The 26,429-nt window shown below is 58.8% G+C and carries 22 protein-coding genes and 1 tRNA gene; 12 read left to right on the forward strand and 11 right to left on the reverse strand.

The window, feature by feature from the left end:
• Positions 1-395: 395 nt before the first annotated feature.
• Entirely contained in the window at positions 396-950 is a 555-nt protein-coding gene (locus ACR3E0_RS02035) for a hypothetical protein (RefSeq protein WP_480475699.1), read from the forward strand.
• A 105-nt stretch (positions 951-1,055) separates the two neighbouring features.
• On the opposite strand, the gene ACR3E0_RS02040 is transcribed toward ACR3E0_RS02035, so the two are convergent.
• Both ACR3E0_RS02040 and ACR3E0_RS02045 read right to left on the reverse strand, forming a co-directional pair.
• Positions 1,056-2,240, reverse strand: coding sequence for a tyrosine-type recombinase/integrase (locus ACR3E0_RS02040; protein ID WP_480475701.1), 1,185 nt, complete (start codon positions 2,238-2,240; stop codon positions 1,056-1,058).
• Between the two features lie 166 nt (positions 2,241-2,406).
• A tRNA-Leu gene (locus ACR3E0_RS02045) sits at positions 2,407-2,493 on the reverse strand.
• A gap of 208 nt (positions 2,494-2,701) precedes the next feature.
• On the opposite strand from ACR3E0_RS02045, the gene ACR3E0_RS02050 reads away from it, so the two are divergent.
• Positions 2,702-3,685 carry a complex I NDUFA9 subunit family protein gene (locus ACR3E0_RS02050; RefSeq protein ID WP_480475703.1) on the forward strand — a complete coding sequence of 328 codons (984 nt, stop codon included), beginning with the start codon at positions 2,702-2,704 and terminating at the stop codon, positions 3,683-3,685.
• Here ACR3E0_RS02050 and ACR3E0_RS02055 read toward each other — a convergent pair whose 3' ends face one another.
• Positions 3,686-4,489: an undecaprenyl-diphosphate phosphatase gene (locus tag ACR3E0_RS02055; RefSeq protein WP_480475705.1), complete on the reverse strand. Its 804-nt coding sequence runs from the start codon at positions 4,487-4,489 to the stop codon at positions 3,686-3,688.
• 229 nt (positions 4,490-4,718) lie between these two features.
• On the opposite strand from ACR3E0_RS02055, the gene ACR3E0_RS02060 reads away from it, so the two are divergent.
• From ACR3E0_RS02060 to ACR3E0_RS02095, 8 genes are all read left to right on the forward strand, one after another.
• Entirely contained in the window at positions 4,719-6,152 is a 1,434-nt protein-coding gene (locus tag ACR3E0_RS02060) for an NAD(P)-dependent oxidoreductase (RefSeq protein ID WP_480475707.1), read from the forward strand.
• Between the two features lie 30 nt (positions 6,153-6,182).
• Positions 6,183-6,617, forward strand: a complete 435-nt coding sequence (locus tag ACR3E0_RS02065; protein ID WP_480475709.1) for a GFA family protein — start codon at positions 6,183-6,185, stop codon at positions 6,615-6,617.
• Positions 6,614-11,146, forward strand: a complete 4,533-nt coding sequence (gene gltB, locus ACR3E0_RS02070; protein ID WP_480475711.1) for a glutamate synthase large subunit — start codon at positions 6,614-6,616, stop codon at positions 11,144-11,146. Before ACR3E0_RS02065 ends, gltB begins: the two co-directional genes overlap by 4 nt.
• Positions 11,147-11,330: 184 nt before the next feature.
• Entirely contained in the window at positions 11,331-12,284 is a 954-nt protein-coding gene (locus ACR3E0_RS02075; RefSeq protein WP_480475713.1) for a Hint domain-containing protein, read from the forward strand.
• A gap of 39 nt (positions 12,285-12,323) precedes the next feature.
• Positions 12,324-13,058, forward strand: coding sequence for a monofunctional biosynthetic peptidoglycan transglycosylase (gene mtgA / locus ACR3E0_RS02080; RefSeq protein ID WP_480475715.1), 735 nt, complete (start codon positions 12,324-12,326; stop codon positions 13,056-13,058).
• A 58-nt stretch (positions 13,059-13,116) separates the two neighbouring features.
• Complete coding sequence (fzlA, locus tag ACR3E0_RS02085; protein WP_480480916.1) at positions 13,117-13,782, forward strand: FtsZ-binding protein FzlA; 666 nt, start codon at positions 13,117-13,119, stop codon at positions 13,780-13,782.
• 76 nt (positions 13,783-13,858) lie between these two features.
• Entirely contained in the window at positions 13,859-14,920 is a 1,062-nt protein-coding gene (gene queG / locus ACR3E0_RS02090; RefSeq protein ID WP_480475717.1) for a tRNA epoxyqueuosine(34) reductase QueG, read from the forward strand.
• 48 nt (positions 14,921-14,968) lie between these two features.
• The gene (locus ACR3E0_RS02095) at positions 14,969-16,972 is read left to right on the forward strand and encodes a hydantoinase/oxoprolinase family protein (protein ID WP_480475719.1); all 2,004 of its coding nucleotides are present in this window, start codon (positions 14,969-14,971) and stop codon (positions 16,970-16,972) included.
• A 42-nt stretch (positions 16,973-17,014) separates the two neighbouring features.
• On the opposite strand, the gene msrA is transcribed toward ACR3E0_RS02095, so the two are convergent.
• Together msrA and msrB are read right to left on the reverse strand one after the other, a co-directional pair.
• Positions 17,015-17,527, reverse strand: a complete 513-nt coding sequence (gene msrA / locus ACR3E0_RS02100; RefSeq protein ID WP_480475721.1) for a peptide-methionine (S)-S-oxide reductase MsrA — start codon at positions 17,525-17,527, stop codon at positions 17,015-17,017.
• Positions 17,527-17,973: a peptide-methionine (R)-S-oxide reductase MsrB gene (gene msrB / locus ACR3E0_RS02105; protein WP_480475723.1), complete on the reverse strand. Its 447-nt coding sequence runs from the start codon at positions 17,971-17,973 to the stop codon at positions 17,527-17,529. Before msrB ends, msrA begins: the two co-directional genes overlap by 1 nt.
• A gap of 147 nt (positions 17,974-18,120) precedes the next feature.
• Between msrB and ACR3E0_RS02110 the strand changes: the two genes are divergently transcribed.
• Positions 18,121-18,642, forward strand: coding sequence for a glutathione peroxidase (locus ACR3E0_RS02110; protein ID WP_480475725.1), 522 nt, complete (start codon positions 18,121-18,123; stop codon positions 18,640-18,642).
• On the opposite strand, the gene ACR3E0_RS02115 is transcribed toward ACR3E0_RS02110, so the two are convergent.
• The 6 genes from ACR3E0_RS02115 to ACR3E0_RS02140 all read right to left on the reverse strand — a co-directional run bounded on the left by ACR3E0_RS02115 (position 18,618) and on the right by ACR3E0_RS02140 (position 25,545).
• Positions 18,618-19,505: a DMT family transporter gene (locus tag ACR3E0_RS02115; RefSeq protein ID WP_480475726.1), complete on the reverse strand. Its 888-nt coding sequence runs from the start codon at positions 19,503-19,505 to the stop codon at positions 18,618-18,620. The genes ACR3E0_RS02110 and ACR3E0_RS02115 overlap by 25 nt on opposite strands.
• Before the next feature lie 148 nt (positions 19,506-19,653).
• A complete protein-coding gene (locus tag ACR3E0_RS02120) occupies positions 19,654-20,553 on the reverse strand; it encodes a hypothetical protein (protein WP_480475728.1) in 900 nt (299 codons plus the stop codon).
• A gap of 247 nt (positions 20,554-20,800) precedes the next feature.
• The gene (locus ACR3E0_RS02125; protein ID WP_010442901.1) at positions 20,801-21,088 is read right to left on the reverse strand and encodes an HU family DNA-binding protein; all 288 of its coding nucleotides are present in this window, start codon (positions 21,086-21,088) and stop codon (positions 20,801-20,803) included.
• A 130-nt stretch (positions 21,089-21,218) separates the two neighbouring features.
• Positions 21,219-22,682: an AMP nucleosidase gene (locus tag ACR3E0_RS02130; RefSeq protein WP_480475730.1), complete on the reverse strand. Its 1,464-nt coding sequence runs from the start codon at positions 22,680-22,682 to the stop codon at positions 21,219-21,221.
• On the reverse strand, positions 22,679-24,481 hold the full coding sequence (ade, locus tag ACR3E0_RS02135) for an adenine deaminase (protein WP_480475732.1): 1,803 nt from the start codon (positions 24,479-24,481) through the stop codon (positions 22,679-22,681). The genes ACR3E0_RS02130 and ade overlap by 4 nt, the downstream gene beginning before the upstream one ends.
• A gap of 188 nt (positions 24,482-24,669) precedes the next feature.
• Positions 24,670-25,545 carry a LysR family transcriptional regulator gene (locus tag ACR3E0_RS02140; RefSeq protein WP_480475734.1) on the reverse strand — a complete coding sequence of 292 codons (876 nt, stop codon included), beginning with the start codon at positions 25,543-25,545 and terminating at the stop codon, positions 24,670-24,672.
• A gap of 108 nt (positions 25,546-25,653) precedes the next feature.
• On the opposite strand from ACR3E0_RS02140, the gene ACR3E0_RS02145 reads away from it, so the two are divergent.
• On the forward strand, positions 25,654-26,409 hold the full coding sequence (locus ACR3E0_RS02145; protein ID WP_480475736.1) for a class II aldolase and adducin N-terminal domain-containing protein: 756 nt from the start codon (positions 25,654-25,656) through the stop codon (positions 26,407-26,409).
• Positions 26,410-26,429: the final 20 nt, after the last annotated feature.

Below are 26,429 nucleotides of genomic sequence, written 5' to 3' on the forward strand. Positions count from 1 at the left end.
CGCTATATCGATCTCTCTACAAAGCTTAGTAGTTTCATCAGTTCCGGCCACCATCAATTGCCGACGATCACCGTGCAGAAGTAGTATTAGCTCTACACAAAGTAAGCACATTGCTTATCTCCAGGTGCAGATATTGCCCCCGAGTGCATTTTCTGCACTAAATGTTACCATTTTTCGGCTCAGCGTGCTAAACTTACTGTAGGTGCTTCTGTCGCTCTTTGGCGAATGCGCCTAAAATTGCTGTTGCTTATCAGCGAACTGGTGATCTGTGCACGCTGCACCGATCTCGGGTTGGGACTAGTGATCCCATAATGACAGTTTAACAACTGACCAGATTCAATCAAGGCATCCTCGGTAAATCTTGCCGAGGGTGCCTATTTTCGTATTATTGGGGAATGAAATCCACTGCGCCCCGTAGACTACACGAACTTCTTAAGGAAATCAGAAAGACTGGATTTCGGATCTCAACCAATGAGATGGCGGATCTGCTTAATGGTGTGGTCCGTATGGGGCCGGACGCGCCTCTCATCTACTTCAATGGTCAGACGGTAAAAAACATAGAAGCCGGTAGGGTCGACATAAAATACATTCATCTAGAGTGCTACGCCAACCTATTCTCCGTCCCGGTGGGCGCATTATTATTAGTTTCGAGATTTCAAAGAGAAACAAGTGAGCGTATTGAAGACTTCATTAGCGCGTTCACAACGGTTTTTTCGCATACTGCACAACGTAGAGAAATTGTTACTTCGAGGCACCTAAGTATCTTAGGCGAAGCGTTGGCTTGGACAAATGATTTCGGACAAGCATTTCCACTCACACTGCGCAGCCCAGGTACCAAAAGGCCACTAAGCAACCTAGAACGGCTTGAAAGACACAAGTCCGCCCAAGATCGCCTTGGTTCAAGTCAAATTTCAGGCTTGGAGTTGTGGGAACACAGCCTAAAGCGTTGATACAGAAGTAGCTTTTAACAACGAGGAACAATAATTTCTAAATTCGGTTGAATGTAAATAGAAGTATTCAACAAATGATCCCTTCTTCTTGATTGGAGACGTCGACTACGAAGCCCTGACCTCATCACAAACTTCGCCCCAAGCCTGCATCAATTCCAGACGTTGTTTCCAATAGGTAGCTCGGTTGTAGGTGCGCCGTATGGCGTTTTTGTCCTGATGCGCTAAGGCCGCTTCGATTACTTCGCCGTCGTAACCTCGGTTATTGAGTATCGTGCTCGCGGTCGAACGAAATCCATGGGCTGTTACTTCTTCCTTGGAATATCCCATCCGCCGCAGAGCTGAATTGAAGGCGTTTTCTGAAAGCCATTTTCGGTTCGAGTTAAGTGAGGGAAAGAGCAATTCCGCGCCCTCTACATCAATCCAGTTGTGCTTCACAATTGCCAAGGCCTGATCAGACAACGGCACAACGTGGTCGCGACGCATCTTCATGCGCTCGGCGGGAATCGTCCATTTTCGCTCTTCCAGATCGAATTCTTGCTGCCTGGCTCCTCGTACTTCGCCGGGTCGGGTCATCGTCAGGATTTGAAACAAGATTGCATCCTTGATCACCCCTGCACCGGAGTAATCATCGAGGTCACATAAAAACTGTCCGAACTGCTTTTCATCCGTGATGGCGGCTCGGTTGGTGACCTTCACGGGCAGCAACGAGCCTTTGATGACCTGGGTAGGGTCATTGTCAGTACGGAGAGTAACGACAGCATGACGAAATATTCCAGAAATGGTACCTCTCAGCTTCTTGGCTGTTTCCCGTCGCCCGCTTTGTTCTATCCGCTTTAGAACGTGGAGAACCTCAGCCGCTGTAATTTCCCGGATTGGCCGATGGTGAAGCTCCGCTGCCAGCGTGTGTACGTGCCAGATCTTCTTCCGCATCGTTGCATCGGCAAGCTCTCGGTCGTACGCCATCTGCAGGTATTCCTCAGCCACCAGTAAGAAGGTGTTGCGCGCCTGCGTTTCTTTCTCAATCTGGTTGAGACGCCGTTGCACTGCTGGATCATGCCCGTCGGCCAATTGATCGCGGATTTTGTCACGCTTCCCACGCGCATCTTTGAGAGAGACATTGGGATACGCACCATGTGCAATCGTGCGTTCTTTCCCGGCAATCTGGTACTTCTGACGCCAGAGCTTTGAACCATTCGGCTTCACCAGAACAAACAGCCCCAGCGAATCATACATTTTGTATGGTTTGTCTTTAGCCTTTGCTTTCCTGATCTTAACATCCGACAGAGCCATGTGGGGTATCACCTCCCAGACCGGGTTCCTGTACCCCTGTTTGGTACCCCAAAACTGTGGGGTATTGGGTGGGGTACTACGTTCCACCATGTTCAGAATGGTACCCGCAATTCGGCCAAAAACTCAATGTAATTGAGCGTTTACGAGCATCTATGTTCGGAAGAAATGGTGCCCAGGAGAGGACTCGAACCTCCACGTCCATACAGACACTAGCACCTGAAGCTAGCGCGTCTACCAATTCCGCCACCTGGGCAGGTGTCGTGGAGGCGCGTTTAAGCCGACTGGCGAAGGGCGTCAACCGGATTCGGGCGGTTTTTGAAAGTTTTTTGACCTGCTGGGAGCCTGCGATGAACCGTGCGGGTGCGGTGGCCTGTATCGACGTTCACGCGTCGAATTAGCGCCTTGTTCGCCGGTCGCCAGAACGCTACTGCTATGGGGCGTCTACTCAGCAGGAGCCCCTCATGTCGAAACTGGTCACGATATACGGTGGATCGGGATTTGTCGGTCGTTACATCGCCCGGCGTATGGCAAGCGAAGGCTGGCGCGTACGGGTTGCGGTGCGGCGCCCGAACGAGGCCATGTTCGTCAAGCCTTATGGGGTTGTCGGTCAGGTTGAGCCGGTCTTTTGCAATATCCGGGACGATGCGTCGGTCGAACTGGCGATGCGCGGGGCAGACGCGGTGGTGAACTGCGTCGGCGTTCTGAACGATCTGGGTGGCAACAGCTTTGATGCGGTACAGGCGGATGGCGCCGAACGGATTGCGCGGCTGGCGGCAGAACATGGGGTCACGCGGATGGTTCATATCTCTGCGATCGGGGCAGATGCCGAGTCCGACAGCCAGTATTCCCGCACCAAGGCACAGGGCGAAGCCGGGGTGTTGGCGCATATGCCCGCAGCCGTGATTTTGCGGCCTTCAGTGATTTTCGGAACCGAGGATCAGTTTTTCAATCGCTTTGCCGGGATGGCCCGTTTGGGGCCGTTTCTCCCGATTGCAGCGGCGGAAACAAGGTTCCAGCCTGTCTATGTCGATGACGTCGCGCACGCGGCCATGCTCGGTGTGCTGGGCAAAGCGGATCCCGGCGTCTACGAGTTGGGCGGGCCGGAGGTGAAAACGTTCCGCGCGTTGATGCAGCAGATGCTGGCAGTCATTCATCGCCGCCGCATCATCATCGGTATGCCGTTAATAGTGGCGCGGATCATGGCGGGTGTCTTGGACATCCTTAAGTTTGCCAGTTTCCAATTGTTCCCGAACAACATCCTGACGCGCGACCAATTGAAGAATCTGCGCCGCGACAACGTCGTATCCGAGAGCGTCAAAACCTTTGCCGATCTCGGGATCGAGCCTGTCGCGCTTGAGGCGATCTTGCCGGAGTATCTGTGGAAGTTCCGCCCGTCGGGACAGTACAATGAGATCCAAAGTTCAGCGGAAAATCTGCGAAACTGATCAGACGTAGGCGATCACCAACAGCACGATCCCAAGGATGACCCGATAGATCACGTACGGTGTGAAGCTGACGCTGTGCAGCAAGCGCATCATCAGGCTCAGCGCCAGCAGGGCGGATACAAAGGCAAAAACGGCAGCAATCGCGCCATCTTTGGCGAGTTGCGCGTTTGCATCGCGTATGACATCCGCTGACAGCAGAACCCCCGAGGCCAGAATTGTCGGGATGGACATCAGCATGGCGATCCGGGCTCCGTCTTCCCGGGTGTAACCCAGATGTCGCGCGCCGGTGATTGTTATGCCGGAACGGGATGTACCGGGAATCAATGCCAGAACCTGCCACAACCCCATGATGATCGCGTCGCGCAGGCCCCAGTCCCCGGCCTCCTTTGTTTGAGGGCCTTTCTGATCCATCCAGTATAGCAGCAACCCGAATCCCAGCATTGTCCAACCGATCACGGCAATCGAGCGCATGGCAGCGTCCAGCCCGGTCAGATGCAGGAAAAGGCCGGCAATCACGGTCGGTACGGTTGCTACGATCAGACCCAGCGCCAACCGGGCCTGCGCGGTATCGGTGCGCCCTGAGAGGGCCCGCGGAATGCCTGCAATCGCCTGCTTCACATCAGACCGGAAATACAGAACAACCGCGCCCAGCGTGCCGACATGCACCGCAACATCGATCGCCTGTCCCTGATCGTCCATACCGGACAGATTGGGCAGCAGGATCAGATGACCCGAAGAAGAAATCGGCAGAAATTCGGTCACACCCTGAATTACTGCCACGAGAATCAAGTGAAACAGACTCATCCGCTCGTCGTCCTGCCGTCACGCGTTGTTTGCGTTCAATGGGTATAAGTGCGGCTGAAAAAAGGAAAGCACCCAGATAGGTCCGAATCGGAACTAAATTTCCAGAAAAAAGTCGCTCATTTGTTGATATCCGAGCGTATTTCCAATAATAGGTCAGCATAGGTGACTTTTCATCCGAAAGATCATCCTTTAAAGAATTCCGACCAAGCCAATTCATGGAGTCTGACCCGTGGCCAAGCAACCGATGCTCAAATTTGTGCAGATCGATCGCGTCATGCCCGAAAAGCGTGCCGCAGATGACCGCAAGGAAGACTTTGATGAGATCTATGCTGAATATGCCGCTGCCAAGGCCGAAGAACAAGCCAGCCGGTGCAGCCAGTGTGGCGTTCCCTATTGTCAGTCGCATTGCCCTTTGCACAACAATATCCCCGACTGGTTGCATCTGACGGCAACGGGCCGTCTGGAAGAGGCGTACGAGACCAGTCAGGCCACCAACACGTTTCCGGAGATCTGTGGCCGGATTTGCCCACAGGACCGCCTGTGTGAAGGCAATTGCGTGATCGAACAGTCGGGTCACGGAACCGTCACCATCGGAACCATCGAGAAATACATCACCGATACGGCCTGGGACAAAGGGTGGGTCAAGCCTGCGGCACCCGGTGCCGAGCGCAGCGAAAGCGTCGGTATTATAGGGGGCGGTCCGGGTGGTTTGGCGGCCGCGGATATGCTGCGGCGCGCGGGTATCCAAGTCACTGTGTATGACCGCTATGACCGGGCTGGCGGGTTGATGATGTACGGAATTCCGGGGTTCAAGCTGGAAAAGGACATTGTTCAGCGTCGCAATGACCTGTTGACCGAGGGCGGGGTCGAGTTTGTTCTGAATTGCGATGTGGACGCAGAGAAGTTTGAGGATATCCGGTCGCGGCACGACGCGGTGATCATTGCGACTGGCGTCTATCAGTCCCGGGATCTGACAATGCCCGGCAGCGGGCTCGCAGGCATCGAAAAAGCCATCGACTACCTGACCGCCTCTAACCGGAAAAGCTTTGGCGACATTGTCGAGGATTTCGACAATGGGCGCCTGAATGCAGATGGTAAAAAGGTTGTCGTCATCGGCGGCGGCGACACGGCGATGGATTGTGTGAGAACGGCAGTCCGACAGGGTGCTATATCCGTCAAATGCCTGTATCGCCGCGACCGCGCCAATATGCCGGGCTCGCAACGCGAAACGCAAAACGCCGAAGAGGAAGGCGTGATCTTTGAGTGGCTGAGCGCCCCGAAAGGGTTTACCGGAGATGCCTCGGTATCCGGCGTGATGGTCCAGAAGATGCGGCTGGGACAGCCGGACGCCTCGGGCCGTCAGGCCCCCGAGGTGATCGAGGGCGCGGATTATGTCGAAGACGCCGATCTGGTCATCAAGGCGCTGGGATTCGAACCCGAAGACCTGCCCACCTTGTTCGGCCAGCCCGATCTGCCCGTGACCCGTTGGGGTACCGTCAAGGCGGCGTTCCAGACCGGTGAGACCGAGATGGACGGCGTTTACGCCATCGGTGACATTGTGCGCGGTGCGTCTCTGGTCGTGTGGGCGATCCGCGACGGGCGTGACTGCGCCGATGCGATCATCGAACGCCTGAACACCAGGGCTGCCGTGGCAGCCGAATAACCCCGCAAGCCAGCGACAGGAGGGACAGGAATGCCCGAATTGCAAGGTCAGTGCATGTGTGGCGCGGTCACGGTGACAGCCGCTCCGGCGAAGGATTCGCTGGGGGCGTGTCATTGCGATCAGTGCCGCCGCTGGACCAGTTCGATGCTGGTCACATTCCCGGCTGAACCCGGCTTTGCCGCGCTGGGCCCGGTGAAGACGTTTACCTCGTCCGAATGGGCCGAGCGCGCGTTCTGTTCAGAATGCGGGTCTGCGCTTTGGTATCGGATCACGTTGCCGGGTGAAATGCACGGCCAGACGCAGATGGCAGCCGGGCTGTTCGAAGACACCGGCCATTCGCTGAAACTGGAACTTTATATCGACAAAAAGCCCAAAGGCTATGCCTTTGCCGGAGACCGCAGGCAAATGACCAAGGCCGAGGTCGAAGCCATGTACGCCCTGCCCGAAGAAGGAGACAGCCAATGACAAGATATGATGCCAACTGGGTTCGGGCCGAAGAAACCAAGCGCAAATGGATGGCTGAGAACGGGCTGTATTCCGAACAGGACGAGCATTCGTCCTGCGGCGTCGGTCTGGTCGTTTCGGTCGACGGGAAGAAAAGCCGCAAGGTGGTCGATGCCGGGATTGATGCGCTCAAGGCGATCTGGCACCGCGGCGCGGTGGATGCCGATGGCAAAACCGGGGACGGCGCGGGCATTCACGTGCAAATTCCGGTGCGGTTCTTCTATGACCAGATCCGCCGCACCGGTCACGAGCCCAATCTGGACGAACTGATCGCCGTTGGTCAGGTGTTTTTGCCGCGCACCGATTTCGGCGCGCAGGAACAGTGCCGGACCATCGTCGAGACCGAAGTTCTGCGCATGGGGTATTACATCTACGGCTGGCGTCACGTGCCGGTCGACGTTACCTGCCTGGGCGACAAGGCCAACGCGACCCGACCAGAAATCGAGCAGATCCTGATCTCGAATTCCAAGGGCGTGGACGAAGACACATTCGAACGCGAACTCTATGTCATTCGTCGCCGCATCGAAAAGGCCGCTTCTGCCGCCGGTATTTCGGGGCTCTACCTGGCTTCACTCAGCTGCCGTTCGATTATCTACAAAGGCATGATGCTGGCCGAGCAGGTGGCGGTGTTCTATCCCGACCTGATGGATGAGCGGTTTGAAAGTGCCTTTGCCATCTATCATCAGCGGTATTCAACGAATACCTTCCCGCAGTGGTGGCTGGCACAGCCCTTCCGCATGCTGGCGCATAACGGCGAGATCAACACGCTCAAAGGCAACATCAATTGGATGAAAAGCCATGAGATCCGCATGGCGTCTGCGACATTTGGCGACTACGCCGAAGACATCAAGCCGATCATTGCAGGCGGATCGTCGGATTCTGCAGCATTAGACTCTGTTTTCGAGGTCCTGGTGCGCGCCGGGCGCTCGGCGCCGATGGCCAAGACTATGCTGGTCCCGGAAAGCTGGTCCAAGCAGGCCGTCGAGCTGCCGCAAGCCTGGCGGGACATGTACTCCTATTGCAACTCGGTGATGGAGCCCTGGGACGGTCCGGCCGCGCTGGCGATGACGGACGGTCGGTGGGTGTGCGCGGGTCTTGACCGGAACGGGCTGCGCCCAATGCGGTATGTCGTGACGGGTGACGGGCTGGTGATCGCCGGATCCGAGGCAGGCATGGTGCCGATTGATGAGGCGACCGTCGCTGAGAAAGGGGCTCTTGGCCCTGGTCAGATGCTGGCCGTGGACATGAAGAAGGGCAAGCTGTTCCGCGACAAGCAGATCAAGGACAAACTGGCCGCTGCCCTGCCGTTCAGTGACTGGGTCAGCAAGATCAACGATCTGGACGAAGCGCTGGCCGGGGTGACCGAGACCCCGAAGTTTTCCGGCGAAGAACTGCGCAAACGTCAGATCGCGGCGGGCTACACGGTAGAAGAGCTGGAACAGATCCTTGCCCCCATGGCCGAGGATGGCAAAGAGGCGCTGGCCTCAATGGGCGATGACACACCCTCGGCGGTTTTGTCGAAGCAGTATCGTCCGCTGAGCCATTTCTTTCGCCAGAATTTCAGCCAGGTGACCAACCCACCCATCGACAGCCTGCGGGAATACCGGGTGATGTCGCTGAAGACGCGGTTCGGGAACCTGAAAAACGTGCTGGACGAAGACAGCAGCCAGACCGAGATCATCGTGCTGGAAAGCCCGTTTGTTGGAAATGCGCAATGGGACGAGCTGGTGGGCCACCTGAACGCGCCGCTGGCCGAGATCGATTGCACATTCGAACCCGGTCGAGGAGCTCTCAGCGCCGCTTTGGCCCGTATTAGAGCCGAAGCAGAAGAGGCCGTGCGGTCCGGAGCCGGGCATCTGGTGCTCTCGGATATGAATTCCGGAGCTGATCGCGTCGCCATGCCAATGATCCTGGCCACCAGTGCGGTGCACTCGCATCTGACGCGTCAGGGGCTGCGGACGTTCTGCTCGCTGAACGTGCGCTCGGCGGAATGCGTCGATCCGCACTACTTTGCGGTCCTGATCGGCTGCGGCGCGACCGTGGTGAACGCTTACCTCGCGGAGGATTCACTGGCAGACCGCATCGAGCGCGGCCTGCTGGACGGAAGCCTGACCGAGAATGTCGCGCGTTTTCGGGAGGCCATCGATCAAGGTCTGTTGAAGATCATGGCCAAGATGGGGATTTCGGTGATTTCCTCGTACCGCGGCGGCCTGAATTTTGAGGCCGTTGGTCTCAGCCGCGCGATGGTCGCCGAATATTTCCCCGGCATGACCAGCCGCATTTCGGGCATCGGTGTCACCGGTATTCAGGCGAAGGCCGAGGAAATCCATGCCAAAGGATGGGAGAGCGGTCTGGATGTTCTGCCCATTGGCGGCTTCTACAAAGCGCGACAGACGGGTGAGACCCACGCGTGGGAAGCGACCTCGATGCATATGATGCAGATGGCCTGCAACCGTGCGTCCTACGAGCTGTGGAAACAGTATTCGGCCAAGATGCAATCCAACCCGCCGATCCATCTGCGCGATCTGATGGATTTCAAACCGCTGGGCAAGCCGGTTCCGATTGAAGAGGTCGAGTCAATCACCTCGATCCGCAAGCGGTTCGTGACGCCCGGTATGTCGTTGGGCGCCTTGTCGCCCGAGGCGCATAAGACGCTGAACGTCGCGATGAACCGGATCGGTGCGAAATCCGACTCGGGCGAGGGTGGCGAAGATCCGGCGCATTTCGTGCCCGAGCCCAATGGTGACAACCCGTCGGCCAAGATCAAGCAGGTGGCCTCGGGCCGGTTCGGTGTGACGGCCGAGTACCTGAACCAGTGTGAAGAGCTGGAGATCAAGGTCGCGCAGGGTGCAAAACCCGGTGAGGGTGGCCAGCTGCCCGGCATGAAGGTCACCGACCTGATCGCGCGTCTGCGGCACTCAACCAAAGGCGTGACGCTGATTTCGCCGCCGCCGCACCACGACATCTACTCGATCGAGGATCTGGCGCAGCTGATCTATGACCTCAAGCAGATCAACCCGCGCTGTAAGGTGACGGTAAAGCTGGTGGCGTCGTCGGGCGTGGGCACAATTGCCGCCGGTGTGGCCAAGGCAAAAGCGGATATTATCCTTATTTCGGGTCACAATGGTGGCACAGGTGCGTCCCCTGCGACCTCGATTAAATATGCCGGTCTGCCGTGGGAGATGGGTCTGACCGAGGCGCATCAGGTCCTGGCGATGAACAACCTGCGGGACCGCGTGACTCTGCGGACCGACGGGGGTTTGCGCACCGGTCGTGACATCGTCATGGCCGCGATGATGGGGGCCGAGGAATACGGTATCGGCACCGCTGCGCTGATTGCGATGGGCTGCATCATGGTACGCCAGTGCCAGTCGAACACCTGCCCGGTCGGGGTCTGTACACAGGATGAAAGCCTGCGCGCCAAGTTCACCGGTAACGCGGACAAGGTCGTCAACCTGATCACCTTTTATGCCCAGGAAGTGCGCGAGTTGCTGGCCAGCCTGGGAGCGCGCTCGGTGGAGGAAATTATCGGTCGCGCCGATCTGTTGGATCAGGTCAGCCGCGGGTCCGCGCATCTCGATGATCTGGACTTGAATCCGCTGCTGATCACCGTCGATGGTGCCCATGACATCGTCTATAACCGCGACAAGGATCGGAACGCGGTGCCGGATACGCTGGATGCCGAGATCGTCCGGGATGCCGCACGGTTCCTGAAAGACGGTGAAAAGATGCAGTTGTCCTATGCGGTCCAAAACACGCACCGGACTGTGGGCACCCGTGTCTCCAGCCATATCGTGCAGAATTTCGGGATGCGGAACACGTTCCAGTCGGATCATCTGCACGTGAAACTGCAGGGCTCGGCCGGTCAGTCGCTGGGCGCGTTTGCGGCCCCGGGCCTCAAGCTCGAAGTGTCAGGCGACGCCAACGACTATGTTGGCAAAGGCCTGTCGGGCGGCACGATTGTTGTGCGCCCGCCGCAGGTCAGCCCGTTGAAGGCAGACGACAACACCATCATTGGCAATACCGTGCTCTACGGGGCGACCGACGGGCACCTGTTCGCCGCTGGTCGCGCGGGTGAGCGGTTCGCCGTGCGGAACTCGGGCGCAAAGGTTGTGATCGAAGGCTGCGGGTCAAACGGGTGCGAATACATGACAGGCGGGATTGCCGTTATCCTGGGCGAGATCGGCGCCAACTTTGGTGCCGGGATGACAGGCGGAATGGCGTACCTGTACGATCCCGAGGACAAGGCGGAACTGCTGATGAACATGGAGACACTGGTCACATGCCCCGTTACGGTCGATCATTGGGAGGCGCAGCTGAAATCCCTGATCGAACGCCACGCATCCGAAACCGGTAGCCGCAAGGCCGTGGACATTCTGCAGCACTGGGATGTTGAAAAGACCAACTTCCTTCAGGTCTGTCCCAAAGAGATGCTGAACAAGCTCAGCTATCCGCTCAGCACCGAAACGGCTGCGGTTCCGGCGGAATAGGCCCGTTTCAGAAAACAGCAAAAGGCCCCGCGTGTCATTTGAATCACGCGGGGTTTTCTAATGCCTGGACAATTGTGGCCTTAATCTTGCTTTTTTGCACAAGTCACGCCTAGCTTCGGCCACAGTTTGTTCAGGAATAGCAGGCATACTGCGTTCCAGCGTGTGAGTGTGTAGGAGCAGTTGAATGCCGACGACATATATTGATCAGTTCTTTGTGCTGGATCCGGCCAATCCGGGCGCCAATGGAACGGTCGTAGGTTCGACTCTGACGGTCGAGAAGTTCAACATTGTCGATCAGAATGACGATGAGCTGATCAACCGGCTCAATGATGATTCAGTCGATGGGTCGGATATCACCGCAAGCTACTTTAACGATCAGGTGACGATCCTGCTGGATGATGGTGTCACACAGGTCACATATACCGGGGTCACCTTCTATCTTGCCGACGGGCGTGAAGTGTTCACCCCGACAGATGGGCAGGTTTTGCAGAGCGGAACGTTTGTAAGTTCCTCCTTCACCGATACCAGCGACAGTGGTGGTTCGTTTGGATCAGTCGACATCAACAATGACGATCTGGGGCCGCCCTGTTTTACGCCGGGTACGCTGATTGACACTCCGGAAGGATTGCGTCGCGTCGAGGATTTGAAACCCGGCGATCTGGTAAACACCGTCGACAACGGACCGCAGCCACTGCTGTGGGTTGGAAAGACAACCGTCCCTGCCGAAGGTAAATTTGCGCCAGTCAGAATTGAAGCGGGGGTGTTGGGGCTGGATCAGCCGCTGACTGTATCGCCGCAGCACCGGATGCTGATCGCTGACTGGCGGGCCCAGTATCTATTTGGCTATTCGGAGGTGCTGGTCGCGGCGCACTGTCTGGTTAACGGGACCACCGTCACCCGGGTCGAAGGTGGCGACGTCGAATATATTCACCTGCTGTTTGCGCAACATGAAATCATCATGTCGAACGGTGCCAAAAGCGAAAGCTACTACCCCGGCCACGCCGTGCTGCAGCCCGAGCGTGAAACGCAGATGGAGATCCTGCAGCTATTCCCGGAACTCCGTGGCCGCAGACCGGTACTGCCTGAAACCGCCCGCCCGGTTGTGCGTCCGCGCGATGCGCAGGTCATCGAGATTTAAGCCGTTCCAAACGCGCGGCATGCGTCGTATAGCAGGGGTATGGCAAAGAAAGCAGCGCGCAAAACGCGTGGAAAGAAAACCAGGGCATCAAAGGCGAAAAGACTGTCGATCTCGCGCATTCGCCGCTGGCTGACGCGCGGTCTTCTCGCGTGTATTGCATTCGTCGTCGGGTTGGTTCTGCTCTTCTCGGTTGTGAACCCACCTGTGACCCATACGATCTGGTCCGAATGGCGCCGTTTGGGCAAGATCGAACGCGACTGGGTGCCGATCGAAGAGATTTCACCGGTTATGGCCCGGTCGGTTGTTGCGGCCGAAGACGCGAATTTCTGTTTGCACTGGGGGTTCGATGTCGAAGCCATACGCGATGCGCTGGAAGACGGCGGCGCGCGCGGGGCTTCGACCATCACGCAGCAGGTCGTCAAGAATGTGTTTCTCTGGCAGGGCCGCAGCTGGGTGCGTAAGGCACTGGAAACGTCGCTCACGCCGGTGGTTGAGATTTTCTGGAGCAAGCAGCGTATTCTCGAGGTGTATCTGAACGTGGCCGAAACCGGCACCGGTATGTTCGGGGTCGAAGCCGCGGCCCAACGCAACTTCAACGTCAGCGCCGCACAGATAAGTTCGGTTCAGGCCGCGCGGATCGCCGCGATCCTGCCGTCACCGCGCAAACGATCAGTGACAGACCCATCCGTTTTCACACGCAGGCGCGCGGCATCCATCCTTGAAGGAGCGGCCACCATCCGCGCAGATGGCCGCGCTGATTGTTTCGAGGATTGAAACCCCTGCCCCGCCAAGGCTAAAGCTGGAAAGAAACTACTGGTTCGATTGGAAGTTCATGGCGCGTCTGTTTCACGTTCCCTTATCCCCCTATTGCCGCAAGGTCCGACTGTCTCTGGCGGAAAAGAAGATCGAAGTGGAGCTGGTCGAGGAAAAGTACTGGGAGCAGGACCCGGATTTCCTGCGCCGAAATCCGGCTGGTAAAGTTCCGGTTTTGCGTCTGGACGGACAGATCATGTCGGAAAGCGCAGCGATCTGTGAGTACATCGAAGAAACCCGGCCCGAACCGCCCCTGATGCCCAAAAAGCCCGAGGCTCGGTTCGAAGTGCGCCGCCTTGTCGGGTGGTTCGACGACAAGTTCCACCACGAGGTCACCTCGAAGCTGTTGTACGAGCGCGTCAACAAAAAGGTGACCGGTCAGGGATATCCCGATAGCAAAAACGTCAAACAGGGCGCGAAGGCCATTAAGTACCATCTGGACTATATGGCGTGGTTGCTGGATCATCGCCGCTGGCTGGCCGGGGACAACATGACGCTGGCCGATTTTGCCGCCGCGGCGCACCTGTCTTCGCTGGACTACATTTCCGACGTCGACTGGAACCGCAATCCGGGAGTCAAGGACTGGTATGCCAAGATCAAGTCCCGCCCGGCCTTCCGATCCATTCTGGCGGATCAGGTGCCCGGGTTCCGGCCACCGGCCCATTACGCCGATCTGGATTTCTGATAAGGTTCGCAAAAGGGGCTGTCTGCCCCCTCTTGGCCCTTTGGGCCAATTCACCCCCGAAGGTATTTTTGGCCAGATGAAGAGCGGATCGGGTTTGAAGGACAGACTGGTGGCACAGGCGCTGAACGAAGGGTTCGTGTCCTGTCGGATATGTCGTCCAACGGATGTTCCGCATGTACCTGCCGGGTTGAAGGCGTTTTTGGAGGCCGGGTACCACGGCCAGATGGGGTGGATGGCCGAGCGTACCCATTGGCGCGGTGATCCCTCGGCACTCTGGCCCGAGGCGCAATCGGTGATTATGCTGGCCGAGAGCTATACGCCCGAGCACGATCCCACCGATATTCTCAATCACGCGCACAAGGCGGCGATCTCGGTCTATGCCCAGAACAGGGACTATCATGATCTGGTCAAAAAGCGCCTGAAACGGCTGGCGCGATGGCTGATTGCCGAGGCGGGGGGCGAAGTGAAGGTGTTTGTCGACACCGCCCCCGTGCCGGAAAAGGCATTGGGCCACGCGGCAGGTCTGGGCTGGCAAGGCAAGCATACCAACCTGGTCAGCCGAGAATGGGGAAACTGGGCCTTTTTAGGATCTGTTTTCACCACTTTGGATCTGCCCGCAGATGCGGCGGAGATTGATCATTGCGGGTCCTGCCGGGCCTGTCTGGACAGTTGCCCGACAGATGCGTTTCCGGCGCCCTATCAGCTCGATGCCCGGCGGTGTATTTCTTATCTGACCATTGAACATAAGGGACCGGTTGAAGAAGAGTTGCGCGCCAAGATGGGCAACCGGATCTATGGCTGTGACGATTGTCTGGCGGCATGCCCGTGGAACAAGTTTGCGGTGGCGGCCAGTGATATCCGCTATGCCGCGCGCGACGATCTGAAAGCCCCGTCCTTGTCCGAGCTTGCCGCATTGGATGATGCCGCGTTTCGCAAGAAGTTTTCCGGCTCGCCCATCAAGCGGATCGGCAGAGACCGGTTTGTGCGCAATGTCCTGTATGCCATTGGAAACTCCGCTCAGCCGGACCTGCGGCCTGTCGCGCAGGCGCTGGCGGACGATCCAGATCCAACGGTGGCCGATGCCGCGCGCTGGGCGGTGAAACGGTTGCCCCAGGTGCCGCAAACAGACTGGACGTGACGATCCAAACCGCTACACCCATGGCCAGCGAACAATCAGGAGGACCCGATGGCTCTGGCTTTGGGGGTGGATACAGGCGGCACTTACACCGACGCGGTTCTGATCCGGGATGAGAAAGAGGTGATTGCCTCGGCCAAGTCCTTGACCACCCGCGCCGATCTCGCGATCGGTGTGGGCAAGGCGATCTCGGCGGTTCTGGCCACCGCGCAGGTCGCGCCAGAGCAGATTTCCATGGCATCGCTGTCAACGACGCTGGCCACGAACGCCCTGGTCGAGGGACAGGGCGGCCGTGTCGCGCTGATCTATGTCGGGTTCAAGCAAAGTGATCTTGAAAAGCATGGTCTGAAAGAGGCGCTGAAAGGAGATCCGGCGCTGGTCGTCGCAGGCGGTCATACCCATGCCGGAGGAGAAGCGGCAGCGTTGGATGTACCGGCCCTGGAGGATTTTTTAGCCTCTCATAAAGGCATTTCGGGCTACGCCGTGGCGTCACAGTTCGCAACACGCAACCCGGCGCATGAACTGGAGGTGGCGCGGATCATATCGGTCATAACAGGCGCGCCGGTTACCTGTTCACACCACCTGTCGGCCAAGCTGAACGGCCCCAAGCGGGCTGTCACGGCGGTGCTGAATGCGAGGCTGATCGGGATGATCGATCGTCTGATCGGACGCGCGCAGGATCAGCTTTTGGCCTTGGGGATCACTGCGCCAATGATGGTGGTGCGCGGGGACGGTGCGCTGATGAGCGCGGAGCAGGCGCGGGAACGGCCGATTGAAACGATCCTCAGCGGTCCGGCGGCATCAATCGTGGGCGCACGCTGGCTGACGGGCGCCGAGAATGCGCTGGTGTCGGATATCGGAGGCACAACAACCGATGTGGCGCTGATCCGGGACGGTAAACCCGCCATTGATCCGGCAGGGGCGCGGGTTGGCGGGTTCAGGACCATGGTTGAGGCTGTTGCTATGCGAACCCACGGTCTTGGCGGCGACAGTCAGGTTCATCTTGTGACCGAAGGACTGGGCGGCGGCGTTTATCTGGGCCCACGGCGGGTGTTGCCGGTCTCGCTGATTGCGGTTGAGGCGCCGGAGACGGTGCACGCGGTTCTGGACGAGCAACTGCGTGCGACAACCGCCGGCGAGCATGACACACGCTTTGCGCGGCGTGTTCCGGGGATACGGATGGACGGCATTGGCCCGCGCGAAGAGGCGTTGTTGGACCGGTTGGGCGATCTGGTCTTACCGCTGAGTGTCCTGTTGCAAACCCGAATGGAGAATGGCGCGCTGACCCGGCTGGTGGATCGGGGGATCGTTCAGGTCTCGGGGGTGACACCCTCGGATGCCAGCCATGTGCTGGGTCGGGTCGATGCCTGGGATGTGGACGCGGCGCGCAAGGCTCTGGAGTTGGTCGCGCGCAAGCGGGTCGGGTCCGGGGATATGTTGGCACGTTCGCCGCAGCATCTGGCGCAGATGATCGTGAATCAGCTGACAGAACAAACCAGTTTGACCCTGTTAGAGACTGCTTTTGCCGAAGAAGCCGACGATTTCGGACTTCCCCCACAGGATCTGGCCCGGCATGTGCTGACGCAGCGCGGCCTGGGGCAGCATCGCGGGTTGCTGGCGCTGGATGCCGCATTGAATGTGGACGTTGTAGGCCTTGGGGCCTCGGCACCCAGCTACTATCCGGCTGTTGGGGATCGATTGCGGTGTCGCATGATCCTGCCCGAACATGCAGGTGTCGCCAACGCAATCGGCGCGGTTGTCGGGCGCCTGACTTTGCGGCGGAGTGGAACCGTGACATCCCCGGCCGAGGGGCGCTACCGCGTGCATCTGGAAGACGGACCGCAGGACTTTGGCGCATCTGACGAGGCGCTCGCGCTGCTGGAGTCCGTGTTGCGCACAGAGGCCGAAGGTGCCGTGCGCCAGGCCGGTGCCGACGATATTCGTGTTGTCGTGGATCGTGACATCAGGACCGCGCGGGTCGAGGCGAAGGATGTGTTCGTCGAGGCCATGATCACCGTTGAGGCCAGCGGTCGGCCTCGGGTTGCCGTGGGCTAGCCCCCCTGCGCAGACATCAGAGGGGCCGGGGCAGGCGGTGCGTTACTCGGCAGCGCTGGCGCGCTTGGGAAGAACCCAGTCCTGCCGCGGGAAATGACAGGTATAGCCGTGCGGGATGCGCTGCAGATAATCCTGATGCTCGGGTTCGGCTTCCCAGAAGGATCCGACCGGCTCAACCTCGGTAACGACCTTGCCCGGCCACAGACCGCTGGCGTCCACATCGGCGATTGTGTCCTGTGCCACCTGTTTCTGGGCGTCATCGACATAGTAGATGGCCGAACGATAGCTCATCCCGATGTCATTGCCCTGCCGGTTCACGGTTGTCGGGTCGTGTATCTGGAAGAAAAACTCCAGCAGATCGCGATAGGTGATCCGCGCCGGATCAAACCAGATCTCGATCCCCTCGGCATGGGTTCCGTGGTTGCGATACGTCGCGTTGGGCACGTCACCGCCGGTATAGCCGACGCGGGTGCGATGAACGCCGGGCAATTTGCGGATCAGATCCTGCATGCCCCAGAAACAGCCTCCGGCCAGTACAGCGCGTTGTTCGGTCATCAGATGTCCTCCACATGGATCAGGTATTCGCCGTAACCCTCGGCCTCCATCTCGTCGCGATGAATGAACCGAAGCGCGGCAGAGTTGATGCAATAGCGCAGCCCGCCCTGTTCGCGCGGACCGTCCGGGAACACGTGCCCCAGATGGCTGTCGCCGTGTTTCGAGCGCACTTCGGTGCGGATCATGCCCAGGGTCGTATCACTGAACTCTTCGACATGTTCGTGAATGATGGGCTTGGTGAAACTGGGCCATCCGCAGCCGGACTCGTATTTATGCGTCGACGCAAACAGTGGCTCGCCCGACACGATGTCGACATAGATGCCGGGCTCTTTGTTGTTCAGAAGCTTGCCGGTTCCCGGGCGTTCCGTGCCACTGCGTTGGGTGACGTGGAACTCTTCGGGTGACAAGGCGGCAATGGCCTCGGGGTCTTTGGTATAGCGGGTCATGGCACTTTCTGTTGTTCTTTTCTGCTTGCGCCATAACTTGGGTGTAGAGGCGCCGAAATCAAAGCCATATTTCACGGGCCTCGCAAAGACGTGCGGGTGATCTGCCAACTCGGCGAGCGCGTATTGACCATAAAGGGAGGTGAAGGGATGTTTCGACTGTTTGTTTTGATTGCCCTAGTTCTCGTGGGGCGCGTGGTTCAGGCGGCCCCGCTGACCGGCGAGTTTCCATCCATTGATGGCGGCACATTGTCGATCGAAGACTGGCGTGGACAGCCGGTTCTGGTGGTCAACACCGCGTCGCAATGCGGGTTTACCGGTCAGTATGAGGCCTTGCAAAAGGTGCACGAGGCCTATTCAGAGCGCGGGCTTGTGGTGCTGGCCGTTCCGTCGGATTCGTTCAATCAGGAACTGGGTTCGGCTGAAGAGGTCAGGCAATTCTGCGAGATGAACTATGGCCTTACCCTGCCGATGACTGACATCACGCCGGTCAGGGGCGCAGATGCGCATCCGTTTTACAAGGCTGTCAAAGCACAGACCGGGTTTGTGCCCGGATGGAACTTCAACAAGATTCTGGTTGGGCCGGATGGGGCCGTGGTGGCGACCTTTGGTTCGAACGTCAAACCGGATTCGCAAAAACTGCTTGGTCAGGTCGACGCCCTGCTGCCCTGAGCGGGTTGTCTTGACAGTTGCACGGCCAGAATACCCAGCGTGGTGATGCCCACGCCCAGGGCATCCAGTGGCCCCAGCTTTTCGCCCAACAGGATTGCGGCGATTGTGACGCCGAAAACAGGGTTCAGGAAGTGAAACGTGGCTGCCCGAACCGCGCCAATCCGGTCGAGCAGCAGGAACCAGATCAGCGTCGCCAATAGGCCGGGGAACAGCGTGGTGTACGTAAAGGCCAACAGCAGGGGCACGGTCGGGTGGATGTAAATGGTCTCAAAGACGGGCGCGGCGACAAACAGCGCGGCTGATCCGACGAGCATCTGCAATCCAACCACCATCATGAAGTTGCCGCCGGACGTTGCGCCCCGCACGGCAAGGGTGGCAAAGGTCAACGCCAGTGCACCCAAGCCGCAAAGTACGACGCCGAACATATCAACGCCCGCATCGATCCGACTGCTCATGATCAGGGCGACGCCGGCAAACCCGGCCACCAACCCAACAACACCGACCGGGCGCAACCTTTCACCCAAAAGCAACCAGCCCGCCAGCGCGACCAGCAGCGGCATCGTCGAGGCGATGATGGCCGCGACCGAGGCCTCAACCGTCTGCATAGCATAGAAATTCAGACCCAAATAAAGGGCATTCTGGCAGATTCCGAACAGGATGGTTGCGTACCATTGCGACCGGGTCAGACGCCAGCTCTGACCCATTGCCCGCGCGATGGCGACCCCCAACAGACCGGAAATCAGAAATCGAAGAGCCAGCGAAAACAGGGGTGAGGCATCGGCCACGATGATCCGCGCGGATGTAAAAGCGGACGACCAGATCAGGGCAAATACCAGCCCCATGGCGATGGCGCGCAGATCCATGGAGACCCCCCGAAACGTTGCGCGGACTGTTCCCGATTTTCCTGCGGGCCGCAAGCGTCCGGCACCAAAAAAGACCTCGCACTTTGTGCCGTTCAGAGCGCCTGTTTTGACCAAGTCCCCGTGTACCGATCACCGACCGGGCGGCAATTCAAAAGCGAAAACGGAAGGCCAGCCCCACAATGGGCGCCGTTTCATAGCTTTGTCGGCTGATTTCGTTTCCGTTTGCATCGTCCAGGGTCAACCGTCCGTCAAACTCGGCGCCGGCAAACACGTTCAGCGACACCGCCGGATTGGGATTGTAATCAAGTGCCAGAACAACGGGAACGCTGCGGTCCTCTCCGACACCGTTGGGTGCGAGCCCGGCATCGTCCAGGCGGAACTGGATCCTCTCTGACCGAGCCGCCAGCGACAGGCTGAGCGCATCGCTCACCGCATAGCTCAGGGTCAGCCCAGGGCCCCTGGTGGCGCCGATTCCGGTACCGGTATTTAGATTCCATCGATCATTGATGTCCCAATCCACCAGAATAGCAGGGAAAAAATCCGTTCCCCCGTCTTCCAGTTGAGAGAAAGCCCCGAAAGCCGGGCCAATGGTCAGGTTTTCGCTGACCTCCCACGCAACACCGGCAAAGATCCCGTAGGTTCGGCCGTCAGACGCATCAGCGCCGCTTTGGTAATCCCATCTGACTTGCGGGGACACGAACATGCGCGCTGTTTGACCCAGACGAAATTGCATCGGAGCCGAAACACGAACATCACGAATGTCGGTCCACGGCTGGTTTGCCGCTTGGCTGAAGTCATAATCCAGACGTCCAACGCTGGCGGACAATCCAAAGGATGCGCCGTTGCCGGTGTTGTACAGCGTACTTGCGCGTAAAAAGGCCCGGCTCGAGGTGAAATCGCCGCCGCCGCTCAAGGATGCGCTGCCCTGATACGCGGCCAGCCCATCGATTTGGCTGCCCCAGCCCTGCGGTTGTTGTGCTGAAACAGCCAACGGGAAAAAGGCCAGGACCGCCGCCGTCAAAATTCGAATTGAAGCGAAAGATGTCATCGTGTCCCGTGCGGCGGTTTTACGTTCAAGTACTTTAGTTAAACCATGCCGACAGGCTGTCCAGAGCGTGAGTTTGAACTGCGTCAACATTGCACCAATGTCCCGGAGTCCCATCACGGCCGTTGCGGGTTTTGCGGCTGCATTGCGATCCAGTCCCGGCCCTGTGGGGGGCCCATCGTAATTGCACCTGGCAAAAAAATAGGGCCGCGAGACCGCGACCCTTGGTCTTGTCATGTGACTGCTGAGTTCAGCCGTTCACGCTGTCCTTAAGAGCCTTGGCGATGGTCATCTTGACCACTTTGTCGGCTTCTTTTTTGAACTGCTCACCGGTGGCCGGGTTGCGCACCATGCGCTCGGGGCGCTCGCGGCAATAAATTTTGCCGACGCCAGGCAGGGTTACGGCACCACCGGCGGAAACTTCGCGGGTGATCAGGCCAGTCATGGCCTCCAGTGCCGCGTTCGCGGACTTCTTGTCGGTTCCCATTTCCTCAGCGAGAGCAGCCACCAGCTGAGTCTTTGTCATAGGCTTTGCCATTTCTTGGTCTCCTTAACGTGCCCGATAAATAGGGCCTCACCGCGTAACTTTAACGGGATATTGTGGGTGAACACAACGAATAGTAGCGTAGAAAACCCTAAAAATATGGGGAATTCGTTGCTTTTTTACGTCAGAGGAAGGCGGTTTCGTCGAAAGACCGCAATTTCCGGCTGTGCAAACGCTCTAACGGCATGCCGCGCAGGTGTTCCATCGCTCGTATCCCAATCGCCAAATGGCGGCTGACCTGGGTTGTATAGAAGGACGACGCCATGCCGGGAAGCTTTAATTCGCCATGCAGGGGTTTATCCGATACGCAGAGCAGCGTTCCGTACGGCACGCGGAAGCGGTACCCGTTTGCGGCGATGGTTGCGCTTTCCATATCCAGCGCAATGGCCCGCGACTGGCTCAGCCGCTGCACAGGGCCGGACTGGTCCCGCAACTCCCAGTTGCGGTTGTCGACCGATGCAACGGTGCCCGTGCGCATGAGCCGCTTGAGCTCATAGCCCTGCAACTCGGTGACTTCGGCCACGGCTTGTTCCAGCGCCACCTGAACCTCGGCCAGCGGCGGGATCGGAACCCAGACCGGCAGGTCATCGTCCAGCACCTTGTCTTCGCGCAGATAGGCATGGGCCAACACGAAATCCCCCAGCGCCTGCGTGTTGCGCAGCCCGGCGCAGTGGCCAACCATCAGCCAGGCATGCGGGCGCAAAACCGCGATATGATCCGTCGCCGTTTTGGCATTCGACGGGCCGACCCCGATATTGACCAGCGTGATGCCGGAACCATCCGCCCGTTTCAGGTGATAGGTCGGCATCTGCGGCAGTTTCAGCGGCTGCTCCAGCGCGTCTTCTGGTCCGGTGATCTCAACATTTCCGGTCGAGACGAAACTGACGTAACCACTGTCCGGGTCTGCCAGTTGTTCCCGCGCATAGGCTTCGAATTCCGAGACATAAAACTGGTAGTTGGTGAACAGCACATGGTTCTGGAAGTGGCTCGGGTCGGTGGCCGTGTAGTGCGAAAGGCGGGCAAGGGAGTAATCGACGCGTTGCGCTGTAAAGAGCGACAACGGTCCGCCGCCATCCTCGTGATCATGGACACCGTTGACGATGTCGTCATTGGTTGTGGTCAGATCCGGAACATCGAATACGTCGCGTAAAGTGAACCCTGCCGCACCCTGATGCGGCACCACCAGATCGGGGTTGTTGGCCACCGCAAAATGAACCGGGATTGGCGTGTCCGACGCGCCAATGGTCACCGGCTGATCGTGGTTCTTGATCAGCAGCGCAATCTGTTGCGTCAGGTAGGATCGGAACAGGTCCGGCCGTGTCACCGTTGTGGCATGCATGCCCGGTTCCGACACGTGGCCAAAGCTGAGCCGGCTGTCGACCTGGGCGTAAGACGATGTCTTGATGCGAATTTCCGGATAGTAGGCCCGGTGCCGTGCGGCCGGAGCCCCCTTTTCCATCGCTGTCGCGAAGCTATTGCACAGGAACTCCGTGGCCTGACTATACAACTGCTCAAGACGTGCAACGGCGGCTGCGGGATCGGTGAACTGCTCCGGTTCGGGAATGTCGGGTGTCTTTATTGTTGTCATGCCAGTGGTTCCAGAAGCTCGATCTTTTCAAAGGTGCGCACATCAACCAGCCCAAGGTCCGATATCCGAAGTTCGGGGATAACGACAAGCGCCAGCAATGAGTGCTGCATATACGCATTGTTGAGCTGACAGCCGCAGGCCTGCATCGCCCTGACCATGTCTTCGGCCCTGGCGGCAACGTCTGCGGCCGGACTATCGGACATCAGACCGGCGATGGGCAATTCGACCAGGGCCAGTTCCTCGCCATCCCGAAAGATGGTGATGCCGCCACCCACCTCGGCCAACCTGTTGGCCGCAAGCGCCATCTGTTCACGGTCGGTGCCAACAACGATCATGTGGTGGCTGTCATGGGCAACGGTTGACGCCATCGCCATTGGGCCCTGGTACCCAAAGCCCGAAACAAAGGCATTCGTCACGCCACCGGTGGCCCGGTGTCGTTCGACAAGGGCGATCTGACAGACATCACCCTCGGCCTCAACCAACCCGCCAATGATGGGAAGCTCTGCCTTTAGCGCTTTTGTCGGTGCCTGGTTTTCGACGACACCGATCACGTTGGCCTGTACCCGATTTGCCCCGGGCGGTGCCGCGATCTCGAAGTCGGCCTGGGTTAAAGCATGCCCCAGATGCACGGTGTTTCGCGCCTTGTCCGGCCAGTCCAGATGCGGGCAATCCACGGTGATCACCCCATCTTCGGCGACCACCTGCCCCCGGGCAATGACCATCTCGATCGGCAGGTCCGTCAGGTCCGAACTGAGGATGATGTCTGCCCGCCGCCCGGGCGTGACCGAGCCGATCTCACGCTCCAGGCCGAAATGCGTGGTGGTGTTGATGGTGGCCATCTGCAAAGCGATCAGCGGGTCGCATCCACAGGCGATAGCATGGCGGACCACGCGGTTCATATGCCCGTCATTCACCAGAGTGCCCGAGTGGCAGTCATCCGTGCAAAGAATAAAGCTGCGCGGGTCCAGGCCTTTTTCCGTCACTGCAGTAATCTGGCTCTCGATATCGTACCAGGCCGAACCCAGACGCATCATGGACCGCATGCCCTGACGCACCCGCGCAATGGCGTCTGCTTCACAGGTGCCTTCGTGGTCGTCTGCAGGGCCGCCAGCTACATAAGCCGCGAAATCCGGCCCTAAATCAGGGGATGCGTAATGTCCCCCGACGGTTTTGCCCGCCCTCTGTGTCGCGGCCATTTCTGCCAGCATCTTGGGGTCGCCGTGAATAACGCCGGGAAAGTTCATCATTTCGCCCAGCCCGATGATACCGGGCCACGACATGGCCTCGGTCACGTCTTCCGGTGTGATTTCGTAGCCCGTCGTCTCCAGCCCGGGGGCCGATGGCGCGCAGGACGGCATCTGGGTGAAGATGTTGACGGGTTGCATCAGGGCTTCGTCATGCATCATGCGCACGCCCTCAAGCCCCAGCACATTCGCGATTTCATGCGGATCGGTGAACATGGACGTTGTGCCGTGTGGAATAACGGCCCGCGCAAATTCGGCAGGGGTCAGCATGCCGGATTCGATATGCATATGCGCGTCGCACAGTCCCGGCAGGATATAGCGCCCCTGTGCCTCGATGATCTGGGTGTCCGGCCCGGTGCAATGCGTGGCATCCGGTCCGACAAAGGCGATGCGCCCGGCGGCAATGGCCACGGAATGATCCGGCAGCAATTCCCGACTGTGCACGTTGACCCAGATCCCGCCGCGAATGACCAGGTCTGCAGCTTCGCGCCCGGCAGCAACTGCAATCAGACGGGGGGCGACATCGGGCCAGCTTGGGAAGGGTGTCTGTTCCATGGCTCAACTTTCATGAATGCGCGGTCGGGTGCAACCCCGGTAATTCGGTATCATGAAAGGAACTTAAAACGCAGGTCCCGTTTCTTTTTATGCGCGGCCGCGGCGTGTCAGCGCCGCCCGGCCCAACCAGAGGGATTGCCCCGAAAGGGGCAATGAAGATGGGCGGGAGCCCGCCCGATACCATCCTTTTAGAGATCGCGCCGAAATTCGCGGCGCACCCACTTCGCAAAGGCCACAGCACCGGGTGTTTCTTCGGCCTGTGGTGACAACAGCAGATAATAGGCCTCGGGCATTGGGGCTTTGTGCTCGAAAGGCACAACCAATCTACCTTGCGCGATCATCCGGTCTGCAATGGCATCATGGGCCAGACACAATCCGCCCCCGGCTTGTGCGGCCGACAGGCAGACAAGATAGGTCGTGGCATACGTTATCGGCGGATTTTCCCAGGTTAGAGCCTGTTCGTCGGCCCAAGCTGCCCAGTTGGACAGCAGGTTTGAGCAATCGTACAGCGGTTGCTGCTGAAGCGTGTCCAGTGTGACCTCGAAATCCGGGGCGCAGACCGGGTAGTAATACTCGGTCCGCAGCAATTCGGTCCGGACCGTGTCGGCGGGCCGTAAGGAAAAGCGGATCTCTACCGCTGCCCCTTCGGCCATTTCCCGAGGCTCCCAAAGTTCGGTGAAGATGTTGAGCTGCACCTCCGGATGTTCTGCGCGAAAGGCGGGCAGGCGCGGGGCCAGCCAGTTGACCGCAAAGCTTATGTTGCACTGCACCTGCACCGCATTTTGCTGGGCGCCGGTAACGGCCTGTGTCCCGCGCACCAGTGTTCTGAAGGCGTCGCGCACCACTGGCAGATAGGTGATGCCCGCCTCGGTCAGCTCCAGCGCCTTGGGTCGCCGCAAGAACAAAGGCCGCCCCAGATGGCTTTCAAGGGATTTGATCTGCTGGCTGACGGCGCTTTGCGTCATGTTCAGATCGCGCGCCGCGCCGGTAAAGGAGAGATGGCGCGCGGCGGCTTCGAACGTCCGTAACCAACCCAAGGGTGGTAGCTGTTTCTGCACTCCCATAACCTCATCATAAGTTTTACTAATGAGATAGTTGCGTTTTTTTCGTTGGTCAATTTCGGGAACCGGGTGCAGGCTTTGGGTCAACCCGGCCAGCACAGGAGGTCTGCCATGAGTGTCGCCAGTCTTCGCCCGAATATCGACCACTGGTCCGAGCGTGTGGATATGGCCGCCACGTTCCGTTGGACCGAACGCCTGAATATGCACGAAGCCGTCGCCAACCACTTCAGCCTTGCGGTGAACGAAGACGGCACAGAGTTCCTGATGAACCCCAACCAGATGCATTTTGGCCGCATCCGGGCGTCGGATTTGCTTTTGCTGGACGCCGGTGATCGGGACGTGATGACCCAACCGGGCGCGCCGGACCCGACCGCCTGGGGGCTCCACGGGTCCATTCACCGGCACTGCCCACATGCGCGCTGCGTCATGCATGTCCATTCGATCTTTGCAACGGTTCTGGCGTCGCTGGCAGACAGCACGTTGCCCCCCATCGATCAGAACACGGCAACATTCTACAATCGCTATGTCATCGATCAGGAGTTCGGGGGACTGGCTTTCGAAAGTGAAGGTGAACGCTGCGCCTCGATGCTGTCTGACCCAAAAAAGAAGGTCATGATCATGGGCAATCACGGGGTCCTGGTGATTGGCAGCGACCCGGCAGATGCGTTTAACAGGCTCTATTATTTCGAGCGCGCGGCCGAAACTTACATCCGTGCATTGCAGACCGGCCAGCCGTTGCGGGTTCTGTCGGATGAGATCGCCGAGAAGACCGCACAAGAGCTTGACGATTATCCCGATCAGGCCGAGGCCCATCTGCGCGAGATCAAGGCGATGCTTGACGCGGAAGGCTCGGACTACGCGACCTGACAGAAATCAGGGTGACGACC

The sequence above is a fragment of the Ruegeria sp. AJ12 genome, assembly GCF_056536245.1.

Bases quoted from the DNA above. Each gene is read 5' to 3' on its own strand.
- ACR3E0_RS02035 (WP_480475699.1), top strand. From the start codon at position 396: ATGAAATCCACTGCGCCCCGTAGACTACACGAACTTCTTAAGGAAATC.
- fzlA (WP_480480916.1), top strand. From the start codon at position 13,117: ATGGCGCGTCTGTTTCACGTTCCCTTATCCCCCTATTGCCGCAAGGTC.
- ACR3E0_RS02110 (WP_480475725.1), top strand. From the start codon at position 18,121: ATGTTTCGACTGTTTGTTTTGATTGCCCTAGTTCTCGTGGGGCGCGTG.
- ade (WP_480475732.1), bottom strand. From the start codon at position 24,481: ATGGAACAGACACCCTTCCCAAGCTGGCCCGATGTCGCCCCCCGTCTG.
- gltB (WP_480475711.1), top strand. From the start codon at position 6,614: ATGACAAGATATGATGCCAACTGGGTTCGGGCCGAAGAAACCAAGCGC.
- ACR3E0_RS02065 (WP_480475709.1), top strand. From the start codon at position 6,183: ATGCCCGAATTGCAAGGTCAGTGCATGTGTGGCGCGGTCACGGTGACA.
- ACR3E0_RS02115 (WP_480475726.1), bottom strand. From the start codon at position 19,505: ATGGATCTGCGCGCCATCGCCATGGGGCTGGTATTTGCCCTGATCTGG.
- ACR3E0_RS02130 (WP_480475730.1), bottom strand. From the start codon at position 22,682: ATGACAACAATAAAGACACCCGACATTCCCGAACCGGAGCAGTTCACC.
- ACR3E0_RS02120 (WP_480475728.1), bottom strand. From the start codon at position 20,553: ATGACATCTTTCGCTTCAATTCGAATTTTGACGGCGGCGGTCCTGGCC.
- ACR3E0_RS02095 (WP_480475719.1), top strand. From the start codon at position 14,969: ATGGCTCTGGCTTTGGGGGTGGATACAGGCGGCACTTACACCGACGCG.
- ACR3E0_RS02040 (WP_480475701.1), bottom strand. From the start codon at position 2,240: ATGGCTCTGTCGGATGTTAAGATCAGGAAAGCAAAGGCTAAAGACAAA.
- mtgA (WP_480475715.1), top strand. From the start codon at position 12,324: ATGGCAAAGAAAGCAGCGCGCAAAACGCGTGGAAAGAAAACCAGGGCA.
- queG (WP_480475717.1), top strand. From the start codon at position 13,859: ATGAAGAGCGGATCGGGTTTGAAGGACAGACTGGTGGCACAGGCGCTG.
- ACR3E0_RS02075 (WP_480475713.1), top strand. From the start codon at position 11,331: ATGCCGACGACATATATTGATCAGTTCTTTGTGCTGGATCCGGCCAAT.
- ACR3E0_RS02140 (WP_480475734.1), bottom strand. From the start codon at position 25,545: ATGGGAGTGCAGAAACAGCTACCACCCTTGGGTTGGTTACGGACGTTC.
- ACR3E0_RS02125 (WP_010442901.1), bottom strand. From the start codon at position 21,088: ATGGCAAAGCCTATGACAAAGACTCAGCTGGTGGCTGCTCTCGCTGAG.
- ACR3E0_RS02055 (WP_480475705.1), bottom strand. From the start codon at position 4,489: ATGAGTCTGTTTCACTTGATTCTCGTGGCAGTAATTCAGGGTGTGACC.
- msrB (WP_480475723.1), bottom strand. From the start codon at position 17,973: ATGACCCGCTATACCAAAGACCCCGAGGCCATTGCCGCCTTGTCACCC.
- ACR3E0_RS02050 (WP_480475703.1), top strand. From the start codon at position 2,702: ATGTCGAAACTGGTCACGATATACGGTGGATCGGGATTTGTCGGTCGT.
- msrA (WP_480475721.1), bottom strand. From the start codon at position 17,527: ATGACCGAACAACGCGCTGTACTGGCCGGAGGCTGTTTCTGGGGCATG.
- ACR3E0_RS02145 (WP_480475736.1), top strand. From the start codon at position 25,654: ATGAGTGTCGCCAGTCTTCGCCCGAATATCGACCACTGGTCCGAGCGT.